At 62.6% G+C, this 17332-nt stretch carries 18 protein-coding genes; 8 read left to right on the plus strand and 10 right to left on the minus strand.

Annotated elements, in window-relative coordinates:
- Positions 1–15 precede the first annotated feature (15 nt).
- On the minus strand, positions 16–1284 hold the full coding sequence (locus tag JL39_RS14580; protein WP_037151733.1) for an ABC transporter substrate-binding protein: 1269 nt from the start codon (positions 1282–1284) through the stop codon (positions 16–18).
- Positions 1285–1308: 24 nt separating this feature from the next.
- Entirely contained in the window at positions 1309–2223 is a 915-nt protein-coding gene (locus tag JL39_RS14585) for an N-acetylmuramic acid 6-phosphate etherase (RefSeq protein ID WP_037151735.1), read from the minus strand.
- Positions 2224–2431: 208 nt separating this feature from the next.
- Between JL39_RS14585 and JL39_RS14590 the strand changes: the two genes are divergently transcribed.
- The 4 genes from JL39_RS14590 to nagA are packed head-to-tail and all read left to right on the plus strand — an operon-like array spanning position 2432 to position 6273.
- Positions 2432–3319, plus strand: coding sequence for an N-acetylglucosamine kinase (locus JL39_RS14590; RefSeq protein ID WP_037151738.1), 888 nt, complete (start codon positions 2432–2434; stop codon positions 3317–3319).
- Positions 3316–4080 (plus strand): GntR family transcriptional regulator, encoded by a 765-nt coding sequence (locus tag JL39_RS14595; RefSeq protein WP_037151742.1) that lies wholly within the window; start codon positions 3316–3318, stop codon positions 4078–4080. The genes JL39_RS14590 and JL39_RS14595 overlap by 4 nt, the downstream gene beginning before the upstream one ends.
- A gap of 13 nt (positions 4081–4093) precedes the next feature.
- Positions 4094–5116: an SIS domain-containing protein gene (locus tag JL39_RS14600; RefSeq protein WP_037151744.1), complete on the plus strand. Its 1023-nt coding sequence runs from the start codon at positions 4094–4096 to the stop codon at positions 5114–5116.
- Positions 5113–6273 (plus strand): N-acetylglucosamine-6-phosphate deacetylase, encoded by a 1161-nt coding sequence (gene nagA / locus JL39_RS14605; protein ID WP_037151747.1) that lies wholly within the window; start codon positions 5113–5115, stop codon positions 6271–6273. The genes JL39_RS14600 and nagA overlap by 4 nt, the downstream gene beginning before the upstream one ends.
- 1 nt (position 6274) lies before the next feature.
- Here the strand turns inward: nagA and JL39_RS14610 are convergent, their stop codons facing one another.
- From JL39_RS14610 to JL39_RS14620, 3 genes are all read right to left on the minus strand, one after another.
- Positions 6275–7657 (minus strand): sensor histidine kinase, encoded by a 1383-nt coding sequence (locus JL39_RS14610; RefSeq protein WP_037151895.1) that lies wholly within the window; start codon positions 7655–7657, stop codon positions 6275–6277.
- A gap of 8 nt (positions 7658–7665) precedes the next feature.
- Positions 7666–8343, minus strand: a complete 678-nt coding sequence (locus tag JL39_RS14615; protein ID WP_037151750.1) for a response regulator transcription factor — start codon at positions 8341–8343, stop codon at positions 7666–7668.
- Between the two features lie 71 nt (positions 8344–8414).
- Entirely contained in the window at positions 8415–8924 is a 510-nt protein-coding gene (locus JL39_RS14620; protein WP_037151752.1) for a DUF1993 domain-containing protein, read from the minus strand.
- A 181-nt stretch (positions 8925–9105) separates the two neighbouring features.
- Here JL39_RS14620 and JL39_RS14625 point away from each other — a divergent pair, with 181 nt between their 5' ends.
- From JL39_RS14625 to JL39_RS14640, 4 genes are all read left to right on the plus strand, one after another.
- Positions 9106–10176, plus strand: a complete 1071-nt coding sequence (locus JL39_RS14625; protein ID WP_037151754.1) for an ABC transporter substrate-binding protein — start codon at positions 9106–9108, stop codon at positions 10174–10176.
- A gap of 236 nt (positions 10177–10412) precedes the next feature.
- Positions 10413–11357 (plus strand): tripartite tricarboxylate transporter substrate binding protein, encoded by a 945-nt coding sequence (locus JL39_RS14630; RefSeq protein WP_037151757.1) that lies wholly within the window; start codon positions 10413–10415, stop codon positions 11355–11357.
- The gene (locus JL39_RS14635; protein ID WP_037151760.1) at positions 11354–11842 is read left to right on the plus strand and encodes a tripartite tricarboxylate transporter TctB family protein; all 489 of its coding nucleotides are present in this window, start codon (positions 11354–11356) and stop codon (positions 11840–11842) included. The genes JL39_RS14630 and JL39_RS14635 overlap by 4 nt, the downstream gene beginning before the upstream one ends.
- A gap of 21 nt (positions 11843–11863) precedes the next feature.
- Positions 11864–13381 carry a tripartite tricarboxylate transporter permease gene (locus tag JL39_RS14640; protein ID WP_037151763.1) on the plus strand — a complete coding sequence of 506 codons (1518 nt, stop codon included), beginning with the start codon at positions 11864–11866 and terminating at the stop codon, positions 13379–13381.
- Positions 13382–13444: 63 nt separating this feature from the next.
- On the opposite strand, the gene JL39_RS14645 is transcribed toward JL39_RS14640, so the two are convergent.
- The 5 genes from JL39_RS14645 to JL39_RS14665 are packed head-to-tail and all read right to left on the minus strand — an operon-like array spanning position 13445 to position 17322.
- Positions 13445–14374 carry a glutaminase gene (locus tag JL39_RS14645; protein WP_037151765.1) on the minus strand — a complete coding sequence of 310 codons (930 nt, stop codon included), beginning with the start codon at positions 14372–14374 and terminating at the stop codon, positions 13445–13447.
- A gap of 32 nt (positions 14375–14406) precedes the next feature.
- Entirely contained in the window at positions 14407–14922 is a 516-nt protein-coding gene (locus JL39_RS14650; RefSeq protein ID WP_037151768.1) for a MarR family transcriptional regulator, read from the minus strand.
- 3 nt (positions 14923–14925) lie between these two features.
- Positions 14926–15612 (minus strand): ABC transporter ATP-binding protein, encoded by a 687-nt coding sequence (locus tag JL39_RS14655; RefSeq protein WP_200883956.1) that lies wholly within the window; start codon positions 15610–15612, stop codon positions 14926–14928.
- On the minus strand, positions 15609–16358 hold the full coding sequence (locus tag JL39_RS14660) for an ABC transporter ATP-binding protein (protein ID WP_037151770.1): 750 nt from the start codon (positions 16356–16358) through the stop codon (positions 15609–15611). The genes JL39_RS14655 and JL39_RS14660 overlap by 4 nt, the downstream gene beginning before the upstream one ends.
- Positions 16351–17322, minus strand: a complete 972-nt coding sequence (locus tag JL39_RS14665) for a branched-chain amino acid ABC transporter permease (protein WP_210165753.1) — start codon at positions 17320–17322, stop codon at positions 16351–16353. Before JL39_RS14665 ends, JL39_RS14660 begins: the two co-directional genes overlap by 8 nt.
- Positions 17323–17332: the final 10 nt, after the last annotated feature.

Genomic DNA, 17332 nt, shown 5'->3' on the forward strand with positions numbered 1-17332 from the left:
GGTGGGCGTGAGGCGTTACTTCGCCGGCTTGTACCAGCTGTCGAGGCCTTTCTGAGTCTCGGCGGCAGCTTGCTCAGGCGTTTGCGTGCCGTTGATGACGTTTGCCGAAACGCGCCACATTTCGAGGTCGAGGTTCGGCTGGCCGCGGCCGACGATCGCAGCACTCGGACGGATCGTCGTCTTGCAGTTCTCGCGCCAGGACACGAATTCCTGGGCAAGATCATCCGTCATTTTCACCGGCGTCGAGTTCAGGCTGAAGAAGCCCGGAAGCGCATTGGCGTAAAGCTCGGCGAATTCCGGCGAGGCGACCCAAGCGAGGAATTTCTTCGCCGCTTCCGGATTCTTGCCCTTGGCGTTGAGGCCGAGACCGATGTCGTTATGGTCGGAGATGTAGCAGGTGTCACCTGCCTTCTTCACCGGCGGCGGGAAGGCGCCCATTTCGAAATCGGCCTGAGCCTTGAACGGAGCGATTTCCCACGAACCGGCCGGATAGATCGCGGCGCGGCCAAGCGTGAAGAGATTCTGGCTGTCCGGATAGGTCTGAGCCTCGAAACCATCGCCGAGATAGGGCTTCCACTTGGCAAGCGTTGCATAGGGCTCGATCCATTGCGGATCGGTGAGCTTTTCGGTGCCTGCGATCAGCGCCTTGCGGCCCTCCTCACCCTTCCAGTAGTTCGGGCCGATGTTGTAGTAGCCCATCGTGGCGGCTTCCCACTGGTCCTTGGTGCCCATGGCGAGCGGGATGTAATTGCCATCCTTCTTGAACTTCTCGAGCACCGCGAAGAATTCATCCTCGGTCTTCGGAACCTCAACGCCGGCTTCTTCGAAAGCCTTCTTGTTGTAGATGAAACCGTGAATGACCGATGCCATCGGCACGCAGAAGGTGGTCTTGCCGTCATCGGTGGTCCAGGCGGACTTGGCGACGTCGGAGAAGTTCGAAATGCCGGGCAGGTCGTTCAGCGAGGCGAGCTGGCCTTTCTGGAACATGGCAAGCGACAGGTCGAACGGACGGCAGGTGATGAGGTCTCCGGCCGTGCCTGCCTCCAGCTTGGCGTTGACGGCGGAATTGTATTCCGTCGGCGCCATCGGTGCGAAGGTTACTTTGATGTCGGGGTTCTTCGCTTCGAAGGCCGGAATGATCTTCTCCTGCCAGATCGGCAGGTCGTCGTTGCGCCAGCTCTCGATGGTGAGCTGGGCGGTCTGTGCGGACGCGTTGGTGGCGACAAGGCCCGCAGGCGCGAGCACGGTCGTTGCGAAAAGCATGCCTTTCAAGATGCGGGTCATGATGCTCTCCCTCTTTTTGCGCCGTCAAGCGCGCTTCATGGAACTTTTGCCTGCGTGCAGCTCATTAAGCGCGGCACGCAGCACCTCGCCGGACCTGGCCAGCAGCGCCTTCGCCGCCTCCGCATCGGCCGCACCGGCCGCAAGCAGAACCGCCACCTTCACCGAACCATCGGCAGCGCCGAACCAGGCGCGCGCTTCTTCGAAATCGATCCCTGCAATATCCGCCACCATGCGGGCGGCGCGGGCCTGCAGCTTGTCGTTATCGGCGCGCAGGTTGACCATATGGCCGTCATGCACGTGGCCAAGCTTCACGGCCGCCAGCGTCGAGAGCATGTTGAACGCCATTTTCTGCGCCGTGCCGGCGCCCATTCGGGTGGAGCCCGCCACCACTTCCGGCGGCGTTTCAAGCAGGATCGCCACATCGGCGCCATCGAACAGTCTTGCGCCGGCATTGTTGGCGATCGCCACCAGTTTCGCGCCGCGTGCCCTGGCCACTTCGGCGACGGCGACCGTATAGGGCGTCGAACCGCTGGCCGAGACACAGATTACGCAGTCTTCCGCGAAGATGACATCCGCATCGCGCTGCCCGAGCACCGGATCGTCTTCCGGTCCGCCGGGCAGATCGGTGACCGGGGAGAGGCCGCCGGCGAACAGGACAACCAGCTTCTCCGGCGCGATCCCGTAGGTTCCGGGCAATTCAAGAGCATCGGTCATGGCGACCAGACCGGCGCTGCCGGCACCGACGTAAACGAGCTTGCCGCCAGACTTCAACGTTGCAGCCATAAGATCAGCAGCTTCGGCGATAGCCGGGATGGCGCGATCGACCGCTTTCGCAGCCTCCTGCTGGGCCGCTGCCAGAAGCTCAAGGATTTCGGCGGGCGCGCGCATGTCGAGCCCTTCCGCTTTCCCATGTCTTGCTTCGGTGGCGTTTTTGCTCATCCGATTTCTCCCTCTGACCAAAATGATGCCAAAAAAATACCAATTGTCCAGAAGGAAAATTAACTTTTATCACCAAATCAATAACGCACTTTGGGGAAAATGAAAATAATCCAATCATTTCAGCGCAATATCGCAGAGCATTTCGAAAATCGGAAATCTCTCTTGGTTATTGGTATTTTTTTGGTATTATCAATTTCTGGAGGTATCCATGGTCGATTATTTCATCGGAATCGATGGCGGGGGAACCAGCTGCCGCGCAGCATTGGCTGACGGAAATGGCACTATTCTCGGCCGCGGCAAGAGCGGCGCGTCCAATATCCTCACTGATCCGGATACCGCGTTGAAACATATCGCCGAGGCGGCACGGCTGGCCTTTGAGGAAGCCGGGATCACGCCCGATCTCCCATCCGCGCCCGCCGTCCTTGGCCTTGCCGGCAACAATGTCGGAGACGCCGTGAACTACGTTCAGGCGCGGCTGCCCTTCAAGCAGTCGGAAATCGTCTCCGACGGCGTGATCGCGCTGCAAGGCGCGATCGGCGACGAGGACGGCGCGATCGGCATCGTCGGCACGGGAACGGTCTATATTGCGCGACATGACGGCGAACTTCATTCGATCGCAGGCTGGGGATTCCAGGTGAGCGATCTCGGCAGCGGCGCGCGACTCGGCCAGCTCGCACTGCAGGAAAGCCTGCTCGCCTACGACGCTATCCGCCCGATCACCGGGCTCTCGAAAGCCATTCTTGCGGAGTTCGGGAACAATCCGGAAAACGTGGTCGATTTCGCCCGGCTGGCGAAACCGGGCGACTACGGACGTTATACGCCGAAGGTTTTCGAATTTGCCCGGCAAGGCGACGAAGCGGCGATCCGCATCCTGAAAACCGGCGCGGACGGCATCAACGAAGCACTTGACGCAGTGAACGCCATCACCAGGGGTAAAGGCCGACTCTGCCTGCTCGGGGGCCTCGCACCGCTCTATCCCGAATATCTCGCAGAACGGCATCGCAGCCGGCTTTCCGAGCCGCTTGCCGACGCGCTGACGGGTGCCGTGGCGCTCGCGGTCAAGGCCTATGGCTCACCTTCGGAGGCGCGTGCATGAACGAGACGCTTGCCGCCATCCTTCCCCTCGACGGCCTGCAGAATGCCGGAACCGGGCCGCTCTACAGGAAATTGCGCCAGAGCCTGGAAGATGCGATCCGCTCCGGCAAGCTCGGCCACGGCGACGCGCTGCCGGCCGAACGCGACCTTGCGGATTACGCCAATGTCAGCCGCGTCACCGTGCGCAAGGCGGTCGACGATCTCGTCAAGGATGGACTGCTTACCCGCAGGCATGGTTCCGGTACCTTCGTGGTCAAGCCGCTGTCACGCGTCGAGCAGCCGCTGACCCGGCTCACGTCCTTTACCGAGGACATGGCGCGGCGCGGGCTGGTGACCAAGTCCGAATGGCTGGAACGGGGCCTGTTCCACCCTTCCCCTGAAGAAATGATGATGCTGGGCCTCGCCCCGGGGACGAAGGTGGCCCGCCTCGGACGCCTGCGCATCGCCAACGACATGCCGCTTGCCATCGAACGCGCCAGCATTTCCGCCGAATTCCTGCCGGACCCTTCCGCCGTCACCAATTCGCTCTACGCGGAGCTGGAAAAAAAGGATGCCCGGCCCGTGCGCGCCATACAACGGATATCCGCCTGCAATATGAAGAACCCGGATGCCGGATTGCTGGCAGTGCCCGTGGGCTCCGCCGGGCTTTCGATCGAACGCGTATCCTATCTGGCATCCGGCCGCGTGGTGGAACTCACCCGCTCGCTCTATCGCGGCGACGCCTACGATTTCGTGGCCGAGCTCTCGCTCGGCGAAAACTGACAAGGACTGAACCATGCAAACCCATATGCGGCAAGAGATCAACGAGATACCGGAGGCGACGGCCCGGTTGCTTGACCGGTCGGCAGCGGAGATCGTTGCCGCCGGCCGGGCGCTCCGGGAGAAGGATCCCACGTTCCTGATCACCATCGCCCGCGGCTCCTCCGACCACGCGGCGACCTTCATCAAATACGCGATCGAGCTTACCGCCGGCCGGCCCGTCGCTTCGCTCGGCCCCTCGCTTGCCTCGATCTACGGCGCGAAGCTGAGGCTCGAGGGCGGCGCGGCGATCGCGATTTCCCAATCCGGCAAAAGCCCGGATATCGTCGCCATGGCGGAAGCCGCAACCAGATCCGGCGCCGTCACGATCGCGCTCACCAATACGCTGCCGTCGCCGATTGCCAGCGCTTCGAACCATGCGATCAACATCAATGCCGGACCGGAACTTGCGGTCGCGGCAACGAAATCCTTCGTCAATTCGATTGTCGCGGGCCTTGCGCTGCTTTCCGAGTGGGTGGACGACGAGGACCTGAAGGCCGCCATTCGCAACCTGCCGTCGCATTTCGAAAAGGCGGTCAAGCTCGACTGGAATGAACTCGCCAAAGAGCTCGGCGACGCGGAATCGCTCTACATGCTCGGTCGCGGACCGGCGCTCTCGATCGCCAGCGAGGCGGCGCTGAAATTCAAGGAAACCTCCAACATGCATGCGGAGGCCTATTCGGCTGCTGAAGTGCTGCACGGCCCCGTGGCGCTGGTGGAAAAGCAATTTCCGGTCGTCACCTTCGCGGCGCGCGACGCGGCCGAGGCCTCGGCCGTCGAGATTGCCGAGAACCTCGCCGCCAAGGGGGCGCTTGCCTTTGCGACCTCCGACAAGGTCAAGGCCGCTCGAAAGCTGCCTTTCGTCGCGACCGGCCATCCACTCACCGATGCGCTGGCGCTCATCCTGCCCTTCTACGGGTTCGTGGAAGCCTGGTCGCGCGCGAAAGGCTTCAACCCGGATGCGCCAGTTGCATTGAAGAAGGTGACTGAAACACTATGAGTACAGCCAAGGCCATCACCGGCGCCCGCATCTTCGACGGCGCTTCCTGGCATGAGAATGCCGCGCTCGTTTTCGGCAACGGCCGGGTCGAGGCGATCCGGCCTGTCGCGGCCCTGCCGGAAGGCATCGAGACGATCGATGCCGGCGGCGGTCTGATCGTGCCCGGCTTCATCGACCTGCAGGTGAACGGCGGCGGCGGCGTGCTGCTCAACGAGGAGCCGACTGTCGAGGGTCTCAAGCAGATCTGCGCGGCGCACGCCAAGTTCGGCACGACCGGCCTGCTGCCGACCCTCATCACCGACACATTCGAGATCACGGCAAAAACCGTCGAGGCCGGCAAGCAAGCGAAGCAACAGGGCGTGCCGGGTTTCCTCGGCCTGCATCTCGAAGGTCCGCATCTTTCCATCGCCCGCAAGGGGGCGCATGACCCGAAGCTGATCCGGCCGATGGAGGAGAAGGACATCGAACTCATGCTCTCCTGCCAGGGTATATTCGATGCGATGATGATCACCGTCGCGCCGGAGAACGTCACCCCGGAACAGGCGAAGCGGCTTGCGGAGGCCGGCTTGATGGTAAGCCTCGGCCACACAGACACGACCTATGAAACAGCCAGGGCCTATTCCGAGGCGGGCGTGCGCACCGTCACGCATCTCTTCAACGCCATGAGCCCGCTCGGCCATCGCCAGCCGGGCGTTGTCGGTGCGGCGCTGGACATCGGCCCGCTTTATGCTGGGCTGATCGCCGACGGCATCCATGTCCATCCCGCCGCGATGGGCATTGCTCTGCGGGCAAAGAACGGACCGGGCAAGATCTTCATCGTCACCGATGCCATGTCGCCGATCGGTACGGACATGAAGAGCTTTACGCTGAACGGCCGCGAGATCCTGCGCCGGGACGGACGGCTGACGCTTGCAGACGGCACGCTTGCAGGGGCCGACATAGACATGATCTCGTCGGTGCGCTTCGTGCATGAAAGGCTCGGCCTGCCGATCGAAGAGGCATTGCGGATGGCCTCGACCTATCCGGCGGAAGCGGCATGGCTCTCCGGCCGCAAGGGGGCACTGAAACCCGGCTTCGATGCGGATTTCGTTGTCCTCACCGAGGATCTCGGCATGGAGAGCACCTGGATCGGCGGAACCATGGTTCATCAGGAATGAATTAGCCGGCTATCGGAAAGCGGATTTCCACCGTCAGCCCTCTGGCCTCGCGGCCGTCCGCGAGGGTCATTGCCGCACCGTGGAGCCGGGCAATCTCCTCGATGATCGGCAGGCCGAGACCGCTGCCCGCCTTGTCCGTTTGCTCGCCACGCTCGAAGCGCTTCAATACGGAAGCCCGTTTCTCCGGCGGAATGCCGGGACCGTTGTCCTCGACTTCCAGCACGGCCGTATCGCCGTCCTGTCTCACGCGGACTGTCACCTCCGCGCCGTCCCCGGCATAAAGCAAAGCATTGCCGATCAGGTTCTTCAGGAGCTCGCCGATCAGCAGCGGCTCCGCGAAGATCGCAACGCCGCACCCGCCTTCGAACCCGAGATCGATGCCGGCTTCGGCGGCAAGCGGCACATGGTCCGCCGTCGCGCCCTGCGCCAGGGTCGCCAGATCGACCTTCTGCATCGAAGCGGAGCGCTTCGATGCATCAATCTTCGCCATCAGCAGGAGCTGGGCCAGGATGCGTTCGGCATCGGCAACCGCCTCATCCGCCTTGCGGACCGCTTCCTTCGCCCCGTCCAGCCCGGCAGCGCGGCCGGCCAGCGCAAGCTGCGTGCGGATGATGGCAAGCGGCGTTCGGAGCTGGTGGCTGGCATTACCGGTGAAATGCCTGAGAGCCTCCAGTGCCCCCTCGAGCCGCACCATGAAGGAGTTGACCGTATCGACAAGCCCCTGGACCTCGCTCGGCACCCGTTCGCTGATCGGATGCAGGTCGTCCGGGCTGCGCTCGGCGATCGCTTCACTGAAGCGGTAGAGCGGGCGGAGCGACAGGCTGACAGCAACCCAGACGATGACCGCTGCGCCGGCGATCATGAAAAGCAGGCGCAATGCCGACCGGATCAGAATGGTCCGGGTCAATTGCTGGCGGGCGATCGTGGTTTCCGCCACGGTGACGATGAAGGGCACCGAATTGATGCCGGTCGAGGCCGACCGGGCCAAAGCAGCAACGCGGATCGGCTCACCCCGAAAAGTCGCGTTTTCGAACGCCGCCGCCTGCCCTTCACGTCGCGGGATCGACGGCAAGGTCTGATAGCCGGTGATAAACGTGCCGGGCGGGCCGTCGACCCGGTAGAAGACGCGATCCTGTGCCGCCGACGTCAGCATCTCCAGCGCCACATAGGGGATATCGACTTCCAGCGAGCCGTCTTCGGCAACGATCACCCGTTCCGCGATCGCCAGCGCCGAGCCGGCCAGAACGCGATCGGAAACCTCGTTCGCCGTATCGACGGCCTCGTCCCATGTGTCGACCATGGCGACCGTGCCGATCACCGCCGTCGAGATGAGGAGCCAGGCGAGCAGCCGCCGGCGCAGCGAGTAGGCGGCAGTTTGCGTCATTGGCGGCGTCATGGTACGGGCGCCACCGTATCGAGATAGTAACCGATGCCACGGGCAGTCTTCACCGTCAGCCCATGCGGCGCAAGACGACGGCGCAGTCGACTGACATATTGCTCGATCGCATTGGCCGAAAGATCGTCGTCGAAACCCGTCAGCGAGCGCATGATCGCGTCCTTGGAGACGACCTTGCCAGCGCGCAGGAAAAGGAGTTCCAGGAGCGCCACTTCGCGTGCAGGAATATCGAGCGGAGCGCCATGGCTGGAGAATGTCCGGGAATTCAGGTCGAAGGTGACGCCGCCATAATTGACGATCGAGCTTCTCAGGCCCGCATGGCGGCGCAGGAGCACGCGGATACGCGCCTCGAATTCCGAGATGTCGAAAGGCTTGATCATGTAGTCATCGGCGCCGAGATCGAGCCCCTTCACCCGCTCCTCCGGCGTGCCGCGGGCCGTCAGGATCATGACGGCGGCCTTGTTCTGCCTGGCCCGCATCGCGCGCAGCACGTCGAGCCCATCCATCTCGGGCAAATTCAGGTCGAGGATGACGAGGTCGTATGTCTCCGCAGCGGCAACCGCTTCCGCCGAAGCACCGTCCGCCACCGCATCGACGGCATAGCCGCTGCCGCGCAGGATCGTCGACAGCCCCTCGGCCAACGCCTGATTGTCCTCGACCAGAAGGATACGCACCCGTTGTTCCCCTTTTTCCTTCCAGTTTACAGGCGCAGGTCAGGGAAGTCACGGAAGCGTTGGGAGCATGGTTATTGGCTCCGGCCGATATAGTCCATCTTGCCGATCGGCACGCCCTTGTGGCGCAGGACCGCGTAGGCCGTTGTGACGTGGAAGTAGAAATTCGGGATGGCAAAGCCCAGGACATAATTACGGCCGGTGAAGGTCGTCGATCCGCTGCGGGTCTTCAGCACCACCTCGGCCTCTTCACGGTCGGCCATTACGGCCGGATCGACACTTTTAAGAAAAGTCACGGTCCTTTCGATGCGGGCATGCAGGTCGGCAAAAGTCGCTTCGTTGTCGTCCATCGGCACGTTTTCAACCTGTCCGAGCCGGACGGGCACGAACTTGGCCGTGTCGCTGGCGCGCTGGATCTGCGCGATCAGCGGATACATGTCCTCGATCAGCCGGGCATTGAGAAGCTCCTTGTGCGCCAGGCCCTTTTCGTCGGCATAGGCCTCGCCCTTCTTCAAGATTTCGGTGAGATTGCCGAAGGCGCGGATGAAGACCGGTACGGTGATATCGTAGAGTGAGAGCGACATGGTTCTGACCTCTGTTTGCGGCAAGGCACCGGATCTTCCGGCGTGAAAAGAACCGCCCACAGGTAATGAGGCCTGTGGGGAAAACAAGCCGGATAAAGGCTGCAATCGGTGACCGTGACGCGAAAGCCACGCGGCCACCGGTCTACTTGTCCCTGGAACCTCTGTAAGGCATTGTGGTCGTATGAAAAGGCTCCTTCTCGTTTCGCTCTGCCTTGTCCTTTCGCCGGGTCTTGCGGCTGCCGGCATAACGCTGTTTCCCGCCCTTTCCGGCCGTAGCGACGCCCGGGTGCTGAGCGTCTATTCCTCCCTCGACGAACCGCTTGCCAAGCCGATGATTACCGGCTTCCAGCAGGCAAACCCGGATGTGACGGTGCGCTACGAGGACATGCTGACCGGTGAAATCTACGACCGGATCGTCCGCGAGACGGATGCCGGCCAGAAAACCGCCGATTTCGCATTCTCTTCCGCCATGGACCTGCAGGTGAAGCTCGCCAATGACGGGTATGCGCAGCCGAGCGAGCTGCCGATGAGCGGCCAGTGGCCAGCCTGGGCGAACTGGCGCAACACGGCCTACGCGCTGACCTTCGAGCCGGCCGTCTTCGTCTATCACAAGCCGAGCTTCAAGGATGCTCCGCCCCCGTCGACCCGGGCGGAATTCGTCGAGTTCCTGCACAAGCAGGGCGACGCCATCTATGGAAGGATCGGTACCTATGACATCGAGCGCTCCGGTGTCGGCTTCCTGTTCATGGCGCGCGACCAGGAACAGTTCGGCGATATCTGGTCGGTGATCCGGGCCATGGGTGCGGCGGGCGTCAAGCTCTATTCCACGAGCCAGGCGATCCTGGAGCGCATCGCGGACGGGCGCTTCCTGCTCGGATACAACATCCTCGGCTCCTATGCCGCCGACTGGGCCTCGCGCCATCCCGACGTCGGGATCGTATTGCCGAAGGACTATACCGTCGTCATGTCGCGGATCGGCCTCGTGCCGCAGGCCGCCGCCGCGCCGGACCTCGGAAAACGCTATCTGCAGTTCTTCATGTCGAAGGAAGGCCAGACAATCATGGCCCGCGAACTGCAGATCCCGGCCGTCAGCCCCGAAGTCGCCGGCAACAATACCGCAACCACATTGCGGGAGATGCTGGGCGGGCAGTTGAAGCCCGTTCCCGTCAGCCTCGGGTTGATGGTCTATCTCGACCAGGTGAAGCGGGCGCGACTGATTTCCCGCTGGAACGAGGCTCTCAGGCTGCAATAGCCACAAAATTCGACGCGGCACGGCGGATACCTCTTGCCAAACGTCAAACCCGCGAAAAATGTCAGGTAGATGTCAGCTTCATATGCTGGCTTATGTCTAATCGGCCCCCGTTTGGAGGCGGGCTCCGATCAACGACGGGAGGGCGTCGGTAGCGGTTCTTGCGCACCGGCCCATCTTTTTCGTTTCGACAGAAGAAACATTTGCGTCCACTTCGGGCGCCAACGGAGGATCAACCCTTGAAACATTTCTTTCTCGCTTCCATTCTCGCGGGCGCACTTGCCTTGCCGGCCGCTGCGGCCGACTACACGATCATGGCTCCAGCCGCACCGGGCGGTGGATGGGACCAGACGGCCCGCACCATGCAGACGGCGCTCCAGCAGGAAAAGATCGCCGGCAACGTGCAGGTCGTCAACGTACCGGGCGCCGGCGGCACGATCGGCATCGCCCAGTTCGCCAGCCAGCAGAAGGGCAACCCGAATGCACTCCTGGTCGGCGGCTACGTCATGGTCGGCGCAATCCTGACCAACAAATCGCCCGTGACGCTCAAGGACGTCACGCCGATTGCCCGCCTCACCGGCGAATATGAGGCAATCGTCGTTCCGGCCTCTTCCGACATCAAGACGATCGGCGATCTCGTCGCCAAGCTGAAGGAAAACCCAGGCGCCGTTTCCTGGGGCGGTGGCTCGGCTGGCGGCACCGACCATATCCTCGTCGGCCTGCTTGCCAAGGCGGCCGGTGTCGACCCGACCAAGATCAACTACATCGCGTTTTCGGGCGGCGGCGAAGCCCTTGCCGCCATTCTCGGCAGCCAGGTGACTGCCGGCGTTTCGTCCTACGGCGAGTTCGAATCGCAGATCAAGGCCGGCACGTTGCGCCTCTTGGCCGTTTCCTCCGACAAGAAGATCGAAGGCGCCGATGCCCCGACGCTGAAGGAATCCGGCTTCGACGTGGTTGTCCAGAACTGGCGCATGGTCGCCGCCGCTCCCGGCCTTTCCGATGAACAAAAGAAGGCCGTGGCAGCCGACATCGAGAAGCTCGCCCAGTCCAAAACCTGGCAGGAGGCCCTGAAGACCAAGGGCTGGACCGATACCTATCTCGCCGGCTCGGCCTTTGATGAACAGCTCGCCAAGGACATTTCCGCCACGGAAGTGGTCCTCAAGGACATCGGGCTGGTCAAATGAGCCTCGACCGCAACAAGACCGAGCAGCGCCGCCCCGATTGGGCGGCGCTTGCCGTTGCCGTAGTCCTGGCGGCAATAGCCGCCGTGATTTTCATCGATGTGTCACGGTTGAAGGGTACGGGCGGCTATTCGCAGGTCGGTCCGGCGACGGTGCCCGACTGGATCGGCTTTGCGCTGATCGGACTTGCGATCTGGACGGTGATCGAGGCTTTCCGCGGCGATTTTCCGACGCGCGACAAACAGGAGATCGGTCCGGTCGTCTGGATCGTCGCGGGGCTTATCGCACAGATGCTGCTTCTTCGCGTTGCCGGCTTCTCGATCGCGACCGGTATCCTGTTCGGCCTCACTGCCGCGGGCTTCGGCAAACGCAAACTGTGGATCACGATCCCGCTCGGCATCGTCGTCTGTCTCTTCATCTGGCTGATCTTCGCAGGCCTCCTGCAGCTTGCGCTGCCCGCCGGCCCGCTGGAACGGCTTTTTTGGTGATCGGGCCCGGAAAGTAAGACCATGAGCACATTCGAATTCCTCCTGCAGGGGCTTGCCTCCGCAGCGCAACCCATCAACCTGCTCTATGCGCTGATCGGCGTGACGCTCGGCACCGCAGTCGGTGTTCTGCCCGGTATCGGGCCGGCGCTGACCGTCGCGTTGCTTCTGCCCGTCACTTATCGCCTTGATCCGACCGGTTCGCTGATCATGTTTGCGGGTATCTATTACGGCGGCATGTATGGCGGTTCGACCACCTCCATCCTGCTCAACACACCGGGCGAGAGCTCATCGATCGTCACCGCGCTCGAAGGCAACAAGATGGCCAGGGCGGGACGTGGCGGACCGGCACTGGCGACGGCGGCGATCGGCTCCTTCGTCGCAGGCCTGATCGCCACGATGGCGCTTGCCTTCATCGCGCCGTATATCGTCAAGCTGGCGCTGGTCTTCGGACCGCGCGAATATTTCGCGCTGATGGTGCTCGCCTTCGTGACGGTATCCTCCGCCTTCGGCGATTCCACTTTGCGCGGCCTCACCTCACTGTTCATCGGTCTTGCCTTCTCTGTCGTCGGCATCGACCAGCTCACCGGCCAGAACCGGCTGTCCTTCGGCATCCCCGACCTTCTCGACGGGATCGAAGTCACGACCATGGCGGTCGCCATGTTCGCGATCGGAGAAACCCTGTTCATCGCCGCCCAAGGAAACAAGGGTCCGGAAACGGTGGAAGCCGTCAAGGGCTCCGTCTGGATGAGTGCGCAGGATTGGGCGCGGTCCTGGAAAGCCTGGCTGCGCGGCACGGTTATCGGCTTCCCGATCGGCGCCATGCCGGCGGGCGGAGCCGAAATCGGCACCTTCCTCTCCTACGCGACCGAAAAGCGCCTCAGCAAGCATCCGGAAGAATTCGGCAATGGCGCGATCGAAGGGGTTGCCGGCCCGGAAGCTGCCAACAATGCGTCTGCCGCCGGCACGCTTGTGCCGTTGCTGACGCTCGGCCTGCCGACGTCCGCGACCGCGGCGATCATGCTTGCCGGCTTCCAGCAATACGGTCTGCAGCCGGGCCCGCTGCTCTTCGTGACCAATCCCCAGCTCGTCTGGGGCCTGATCGCGTCGCTGCTTATCGCCAACCTGATGCTGCTGGTCCTCAACCTGCCGCTCGTCGGTCTTTGGGTGAAGCTGCTGACCATTCCGAAGCCATGGCTTTATGCCGGCATCCTGCTGTTTGCGACGCTCGGGACGATCGGTGCCAATCCGTCGGTTTTCGAACTCGGCATGCTTCTGACCTTCGGATTCCTCGGCTATGTCATGCGTGTCCTGGGTTACCCGATCGCGCCGGTCGTCGTCGGCCTGATCCTGGGGCCGCTTGCCGAACAGCAGCTCCGCCGCGCGCTGGCGATCAGCCAGGGCGATGTCACGACGCTGGTCCAGTCGCCGATCGCGGCCGTTCTGCTCATCCTGGCAGCGCTGGCTTTCATCATACCGCTGATCCTGCGCATACGCGGACGCGGCGAAGTGCTCTCGCAGATGGCAGCCAGCGAGGACTGATCACAACACGCTGCCACTACATTCAACCCGGCTTCGGCCGGGTTTTTTATGCCGTATGCGGGATCAATGGCCGAAGACCGACCAGCCCGTGCGGGTCGTCAGCATTTCCAAAGCCAGCGAACCAAGAAGCGAATTGCCATTGTGATTGAGCCCCGGCGACCAGACGGCAACCGAGGCCCTGCCCGGTGCGACAGCGAGGATGCCGCCGCCGACACCACTCTTGCCCGGCAGGCCCACCCGATAGGCAAAATCTCCCGAACCGTCGTAATGCCCGCAGGTGAGCATGAGCGCATTGATGCGCCTTGCCCGCTGTTTGGAGACGACTGTGTGTCCCGTCAGCGGATTGCGGCCGGAAGCAGCGAGGAAAAGACCGGACTTCGCAAGCTGCGTGCAGGTCATGGCGAGTGCGCAGTGATGGAAATAAACGCCGAGCACATGCTCGACCGGATGGTCCAGCTTGCCGAAGGAGCGCATGAAATTGGCAAGCGCGAAATTGCGGTAACCTGTCGCCTGCTCCGATTTCGCTACCTCCGGATCGATGGCGATCGAATCGTCGTCCGCCAGATAGCGTACAAAACGGACGATCTCGCCGATCGCCTCGCGCGGCGTATGCCCGGCAAGAACGAGATCGCTGACGGCGATCGCGCCGGCATTGATAAATGGATTACGTGGCTTACCCTCTTCGTGTTCCAACTGGACGATCGAATTGAAGGCAGAGCCAGACGGCTCGCGTCCGACACGGTTCCAGGTCGTCTCGCCATGCTTGCCGAGCGCCAGCGTCAGCGTAAAGACCTTGGAAATGCTCTGGATCGAGAAGGAGGCATCGGCATCGCCAACTTTGAAGGTCTCCCCGTCCACGGTCACGATCGCCATGCCGAATTTCTTCGGATCGACATGGGCGAGCTGCGGAATATAGTCGGCGACCTTGCCCTCGCCGAGACGCGGCGCCAGCTTGTCGTGAATCTCGTCGACGATCGCCTGGAGGTCTGCCATCTATCACCCCGAATTCGTTACCAGCACCGGGTCTACTGATCGAAAGCGCTGCTGGAAAGGTGATTGCTGGCAGAAATTTTCACGGCCCCAATCTCCGACCACAGCGATGCGATCGTGGCCGGAGCGACATCTGCCATGATATCCCGCAGCCAGCCTTCATGGGCAGCGGCCATGGCAACGAAAAGCTTCGTACCCTCCGGCGTCAGCCTGGCGACCGTAACGCGCCGGTCACCGTCCGGCGTTACCCGCTTAACGAAGCCATCGGCCTCCAGTCGCTCGACAAGACCGGTCACGTTGCCATTCGTCACCATGGTTCGCTTCGAAAGCTCGCCCAGGCGCAGGCCGTCGCTTTCGCGATAGAGCTGGGCCATCAGGTCGAATTGCGGCAGCGTTGCACCAAATTCGGTCCTGAGCCGTCGGCGGATTTCGTTGGTGATCAGCTTTGTGGTGGAAAGCATACGCAACCAGAGCCGCGTTTCCGGCTTGTTGCGCCCATGCGGACCGTGGGCGATCAATTCCAGATCGGCGCTTCCCGCTTCACCATCCATCGCTTACACTCCGAGATATCGATCCTGCAGTTCCGTCGTCAGTTCCTCAGCCTTGCCGCTCCAGGCGCTTCTTCCGTTTTCCAGGATGACACAGCGATCCGCAACCGGCAAAAGCTCGGAAAGCGTCTTATCCACCACAAGGATCGAAAGCCCTTCCGCCTTCAGCCTCCGTATGGCTCTCCAGATATCCTGGCGTATGACCGGAGCAAGCCCCTCCGTTGCCTCATCGAGGATCAGGATGCGCGGATTGGTCATCAGAGCCCTGCCGATCGCCAGCATCTGCTGCTCACCGCCGGAGAGCGACCGCGCCATCTGGGCATGCCGTTCCTGGAGGCGGGGAAAAAGCGCATTGACCTCGTCCAATGTCCATCTGCCCGGCCGCGCAGCCGCGACCAGGTTCTCATGCACCGTCAGGTTCGGAAAGCAGCGGCGACCTTCCGGCACGAGGCCGATGCCGAGCTTCGCCACATGATGCGGTCGCCTGCCCTTGAGGTCCGCGCCACCGAGCCGGACTGCGCCGGCGCGCGGCGGATTGAGGTTGCAGATGGCACGTATGGTCGTGGTCTTGCCCATGCCGTTGCGGCCCATCAGCGCCACGGCCTCGCCCTCCGCCACAGACAGGTCAACGCCGAACAGCGCCTGGCTTGCGCCATAAAATGCTTCGATCCGGGAGACGTCGAGCAGCATCAAACGTGATCTCCGAGATAGGCGGTGCGCACAGCCGGGTCGCCACGGATTTCCTCAACCGTGCCAGTAGCAATAATGCGGCCGTAGACGAGCACGGAAATCCGGTCGGCGAGTGCAAATACTGCATCCATATCATGCTCGACCAGCAGGATCGGCGCTTCCTGCCTGAGCGCATCCAGGAAACGGGTGAGCGATTTCGAGCCTTCCGGCCCCATGCCGGCCATCGGCTCATCAAGCAGGAAGGCTTTCGATCGAAGCGCCAGCGCCATGGCGATTTCGAGCTGCCGGCGTTCACCATGCGAGAGCTCGGCAGCGGGGATGCGGGCGCGGGCAGCGAGGCCGACACGCTCCAGCATGGCCATGGCCGGGTCGATCAAGGATCCGTCGCGCATCACCGGCTTGAAAAAACGGAAGCTCGTACCCTCCCTCGCCTGCACCGACAGCATGACATTGCGGAGCGCCGAAAATTCCGGCGCCAGCGAAGAGACCTGAAAGGTACGCCCCAGGCCCAGCCGGGCACGGCCTGCAACACCCAGGCCGCCAATATCCTGCCCCGCGAAGCGGATCGTGCCGCTATCCTGCCGGAGCGTGCCGCAGATCTGGTGAATGAGCGTCGACTTGCCGGCGCCGTTCGGGCCGATCAGCGCATGGATTTCGCCCGGCCTGAGATCGAGCGTGACGCCGTCGGTCGCACGCAGCGCTCCAAAATTCTTGACCAGGTCGGAGATTTCGAGAACCGGCTCAACCATGTCTGGCCTTTCCGGCGAGAAGCCCCAGCAGGCCGCCGCGGGCGAAGAGTACCACGACCAGCAAAATAAGCCCCAGGAAGAACTGCCAGCGTTCCGTGATGCCGCCGAGCGCATATTCGAAGGCGACGTAGAGCGCCGCACCCGCCAGCGGACCGAACAGCCGGCCAGTTCCACCGAGCACGATCAGCACGATCAGCTCCCCCGACATGTGCCAGGAGAGCATGGAGGGACTGACGAAACGGTTGAGATCGGCAAACAGCGCGCCGGCAAGGCCGGTCATCATTGCCGAAATGGCAAAGCCCGTGAGCCTGATACGGTACGGCTGGATCCCGACCGTCGCGACGCGCACCTCATTCTGCCGCGCCGCCTGCAATGCGGTGCCGAAACGCGAGGCGCGGATCAGCGCGAAAAGGCCTATTGCGACCAGCAGCACCACGTAACAGATCAGGAAGAAGCTCAAGGGCCGCATCGTCATGACGCCCGGAAACTGGTTCCGGACGAGGATCGACAGCCCGTCCTCCCCGCCATAGGCCGGCCAGGAGACCGCGAAGTAGTAGACCATCTGCGCAAAGGCGAGCGTGATCATGATGAAATAGACGCCTGACGTCCTGAGGCTGATCGCGCCGATCGCAAGGCCCAGGAGACCCGCGAGCAGGACCGCGACAATCCAGATCACCCACATCTGATTGGTGCCCGGCAGACCGAAGAGCAGAGGTTCACCTGAGAAGCTGTGCGTCGCCAGGATGCCGGCAACATAGCCTCCGATACCGAAGAAGGCCGCATGACCGAAGGAGACGAGGCCGCCCAGGCCCAATGCCAGATTGAGGCCGGTCGCGGCAAGAGCAAGAATCGCAACACGGGTTGCCAGCGTGACGTAGAAGGGCTGGCCGACAGCGTTCGCCGCAAACGGCACGGCAAGCAAAGCCAAGGCCAGGATGAGGTTGACGAGGTTTTCGCGGCTCACGATCCGGACC

The sequence above is a fragment of the Rhizobium sp. YS-1r genome (assembly GCF_000757525.1).
GTDB lineage: Bacteria > Pseudomonadota > Alphaproteobacteria > Rhizobiales > Rhizobiaceae > Neorhizobium > Neorhizobium petrolearium.

Bases quoted from the DNA above. Each gene is read 5' to 3' on its own strand.
- JL39_RS14580 (WP_037151733.1), bottom strand. From the start codon at position 1,284: ATGACCCGCATCTTGAAAGGCATGCTTTTCGCAACGACCGTGCTCGCG.
- JL39_RS14585 (WP_037151735.1), bottom strand. From the start codon at position 2,223: ATGAGCAAAAACGCCACCGAAGCAAGACATGGGAAAGCGGAAGGGCTC.
- JL39_RS14590 (WP_037151738.1), top strand. From the start codon at position 2,432: ATGGTCGATTATTTCATCGGAATCGATGGCGGGGGAACCAGCTGCCGC.
- JL39_RS14595 (WP_037151742.1), top strand. From the start codon at position 3,316: ATGAACGAGACGCTTGCCGCCATCCTTCCCCTCGACGGCCTGCAGAAT.
- JL39_RS14600 (WP_037151744.1), top strand. From the start codon at position 4,094: ATGCAAACCCATATGCGGCAAGAGATCAACGAGATACCGGAGGCGACG.
- nagA (WP_037151747.1), top strand. From the start codon at position 5,113: ATGAGTACAGCCAAGGCCATCACCGGCGCCCGCATCTTCGACGGCGCT.
- JL39_RS14610 (WP_037151895.1), bottom strand. From the start codon at position 7,657: ATGACGCAAACTGCCGCCTACTCGCTGCGCCGGCGGCTGCTCGCCTGG.
- JL39_RS14620 (WP_037151752.1), bottom strand. From the start codon at position 8,924: ATGTCGCTCTCACTCTACGATATCACCGTACCGGTCTTCATCCGCGCC.
- JL39_RS14625 (WP_037151754.1), top strand. From the start codon at position 9,106: ATGAAAAGGCTCCTTCTCGTTTCGCTCTGCCTTGTCCTTTCGCCGGGT.
- JL39_RS14635 (WP_037151760.1), top strand. From the start codon at position 11,354: ATGAGCCTCGACCGCAACAAGACCGAGCAGCGCCGCCCCGATTGGGCG.
- JL39_RS14640 (WP_037151763.1), top strand. From the start codon at position 11,864: ATGAGCACATTCGAATTCCTCCTGCAGGGGCTTGCCTCCGCAGCGCAA.
- JL39_RS14645 (WP_037151765.1), bottom strand. From the start codon at position 14,374: ATGGCAGACCTCCAGGCGATCGTCGACGAGATTCACGACAAGCTGGCG.
- JL39_RS14650 (WP_037151768.1), bottom strand. From the start codon at position 14,922: ATGGATGGTGAAGCGGGAAGCGCCGATCTGGAATTGATCGCCCACGGT.
- JL39_RS14660 (WP_037151770.1), bottom strand. From the start codon at position 16,358: ATGGTTGAGCCGGTTCTCGAAATCTCCGACCTGGTCAAGAATTTTGGA.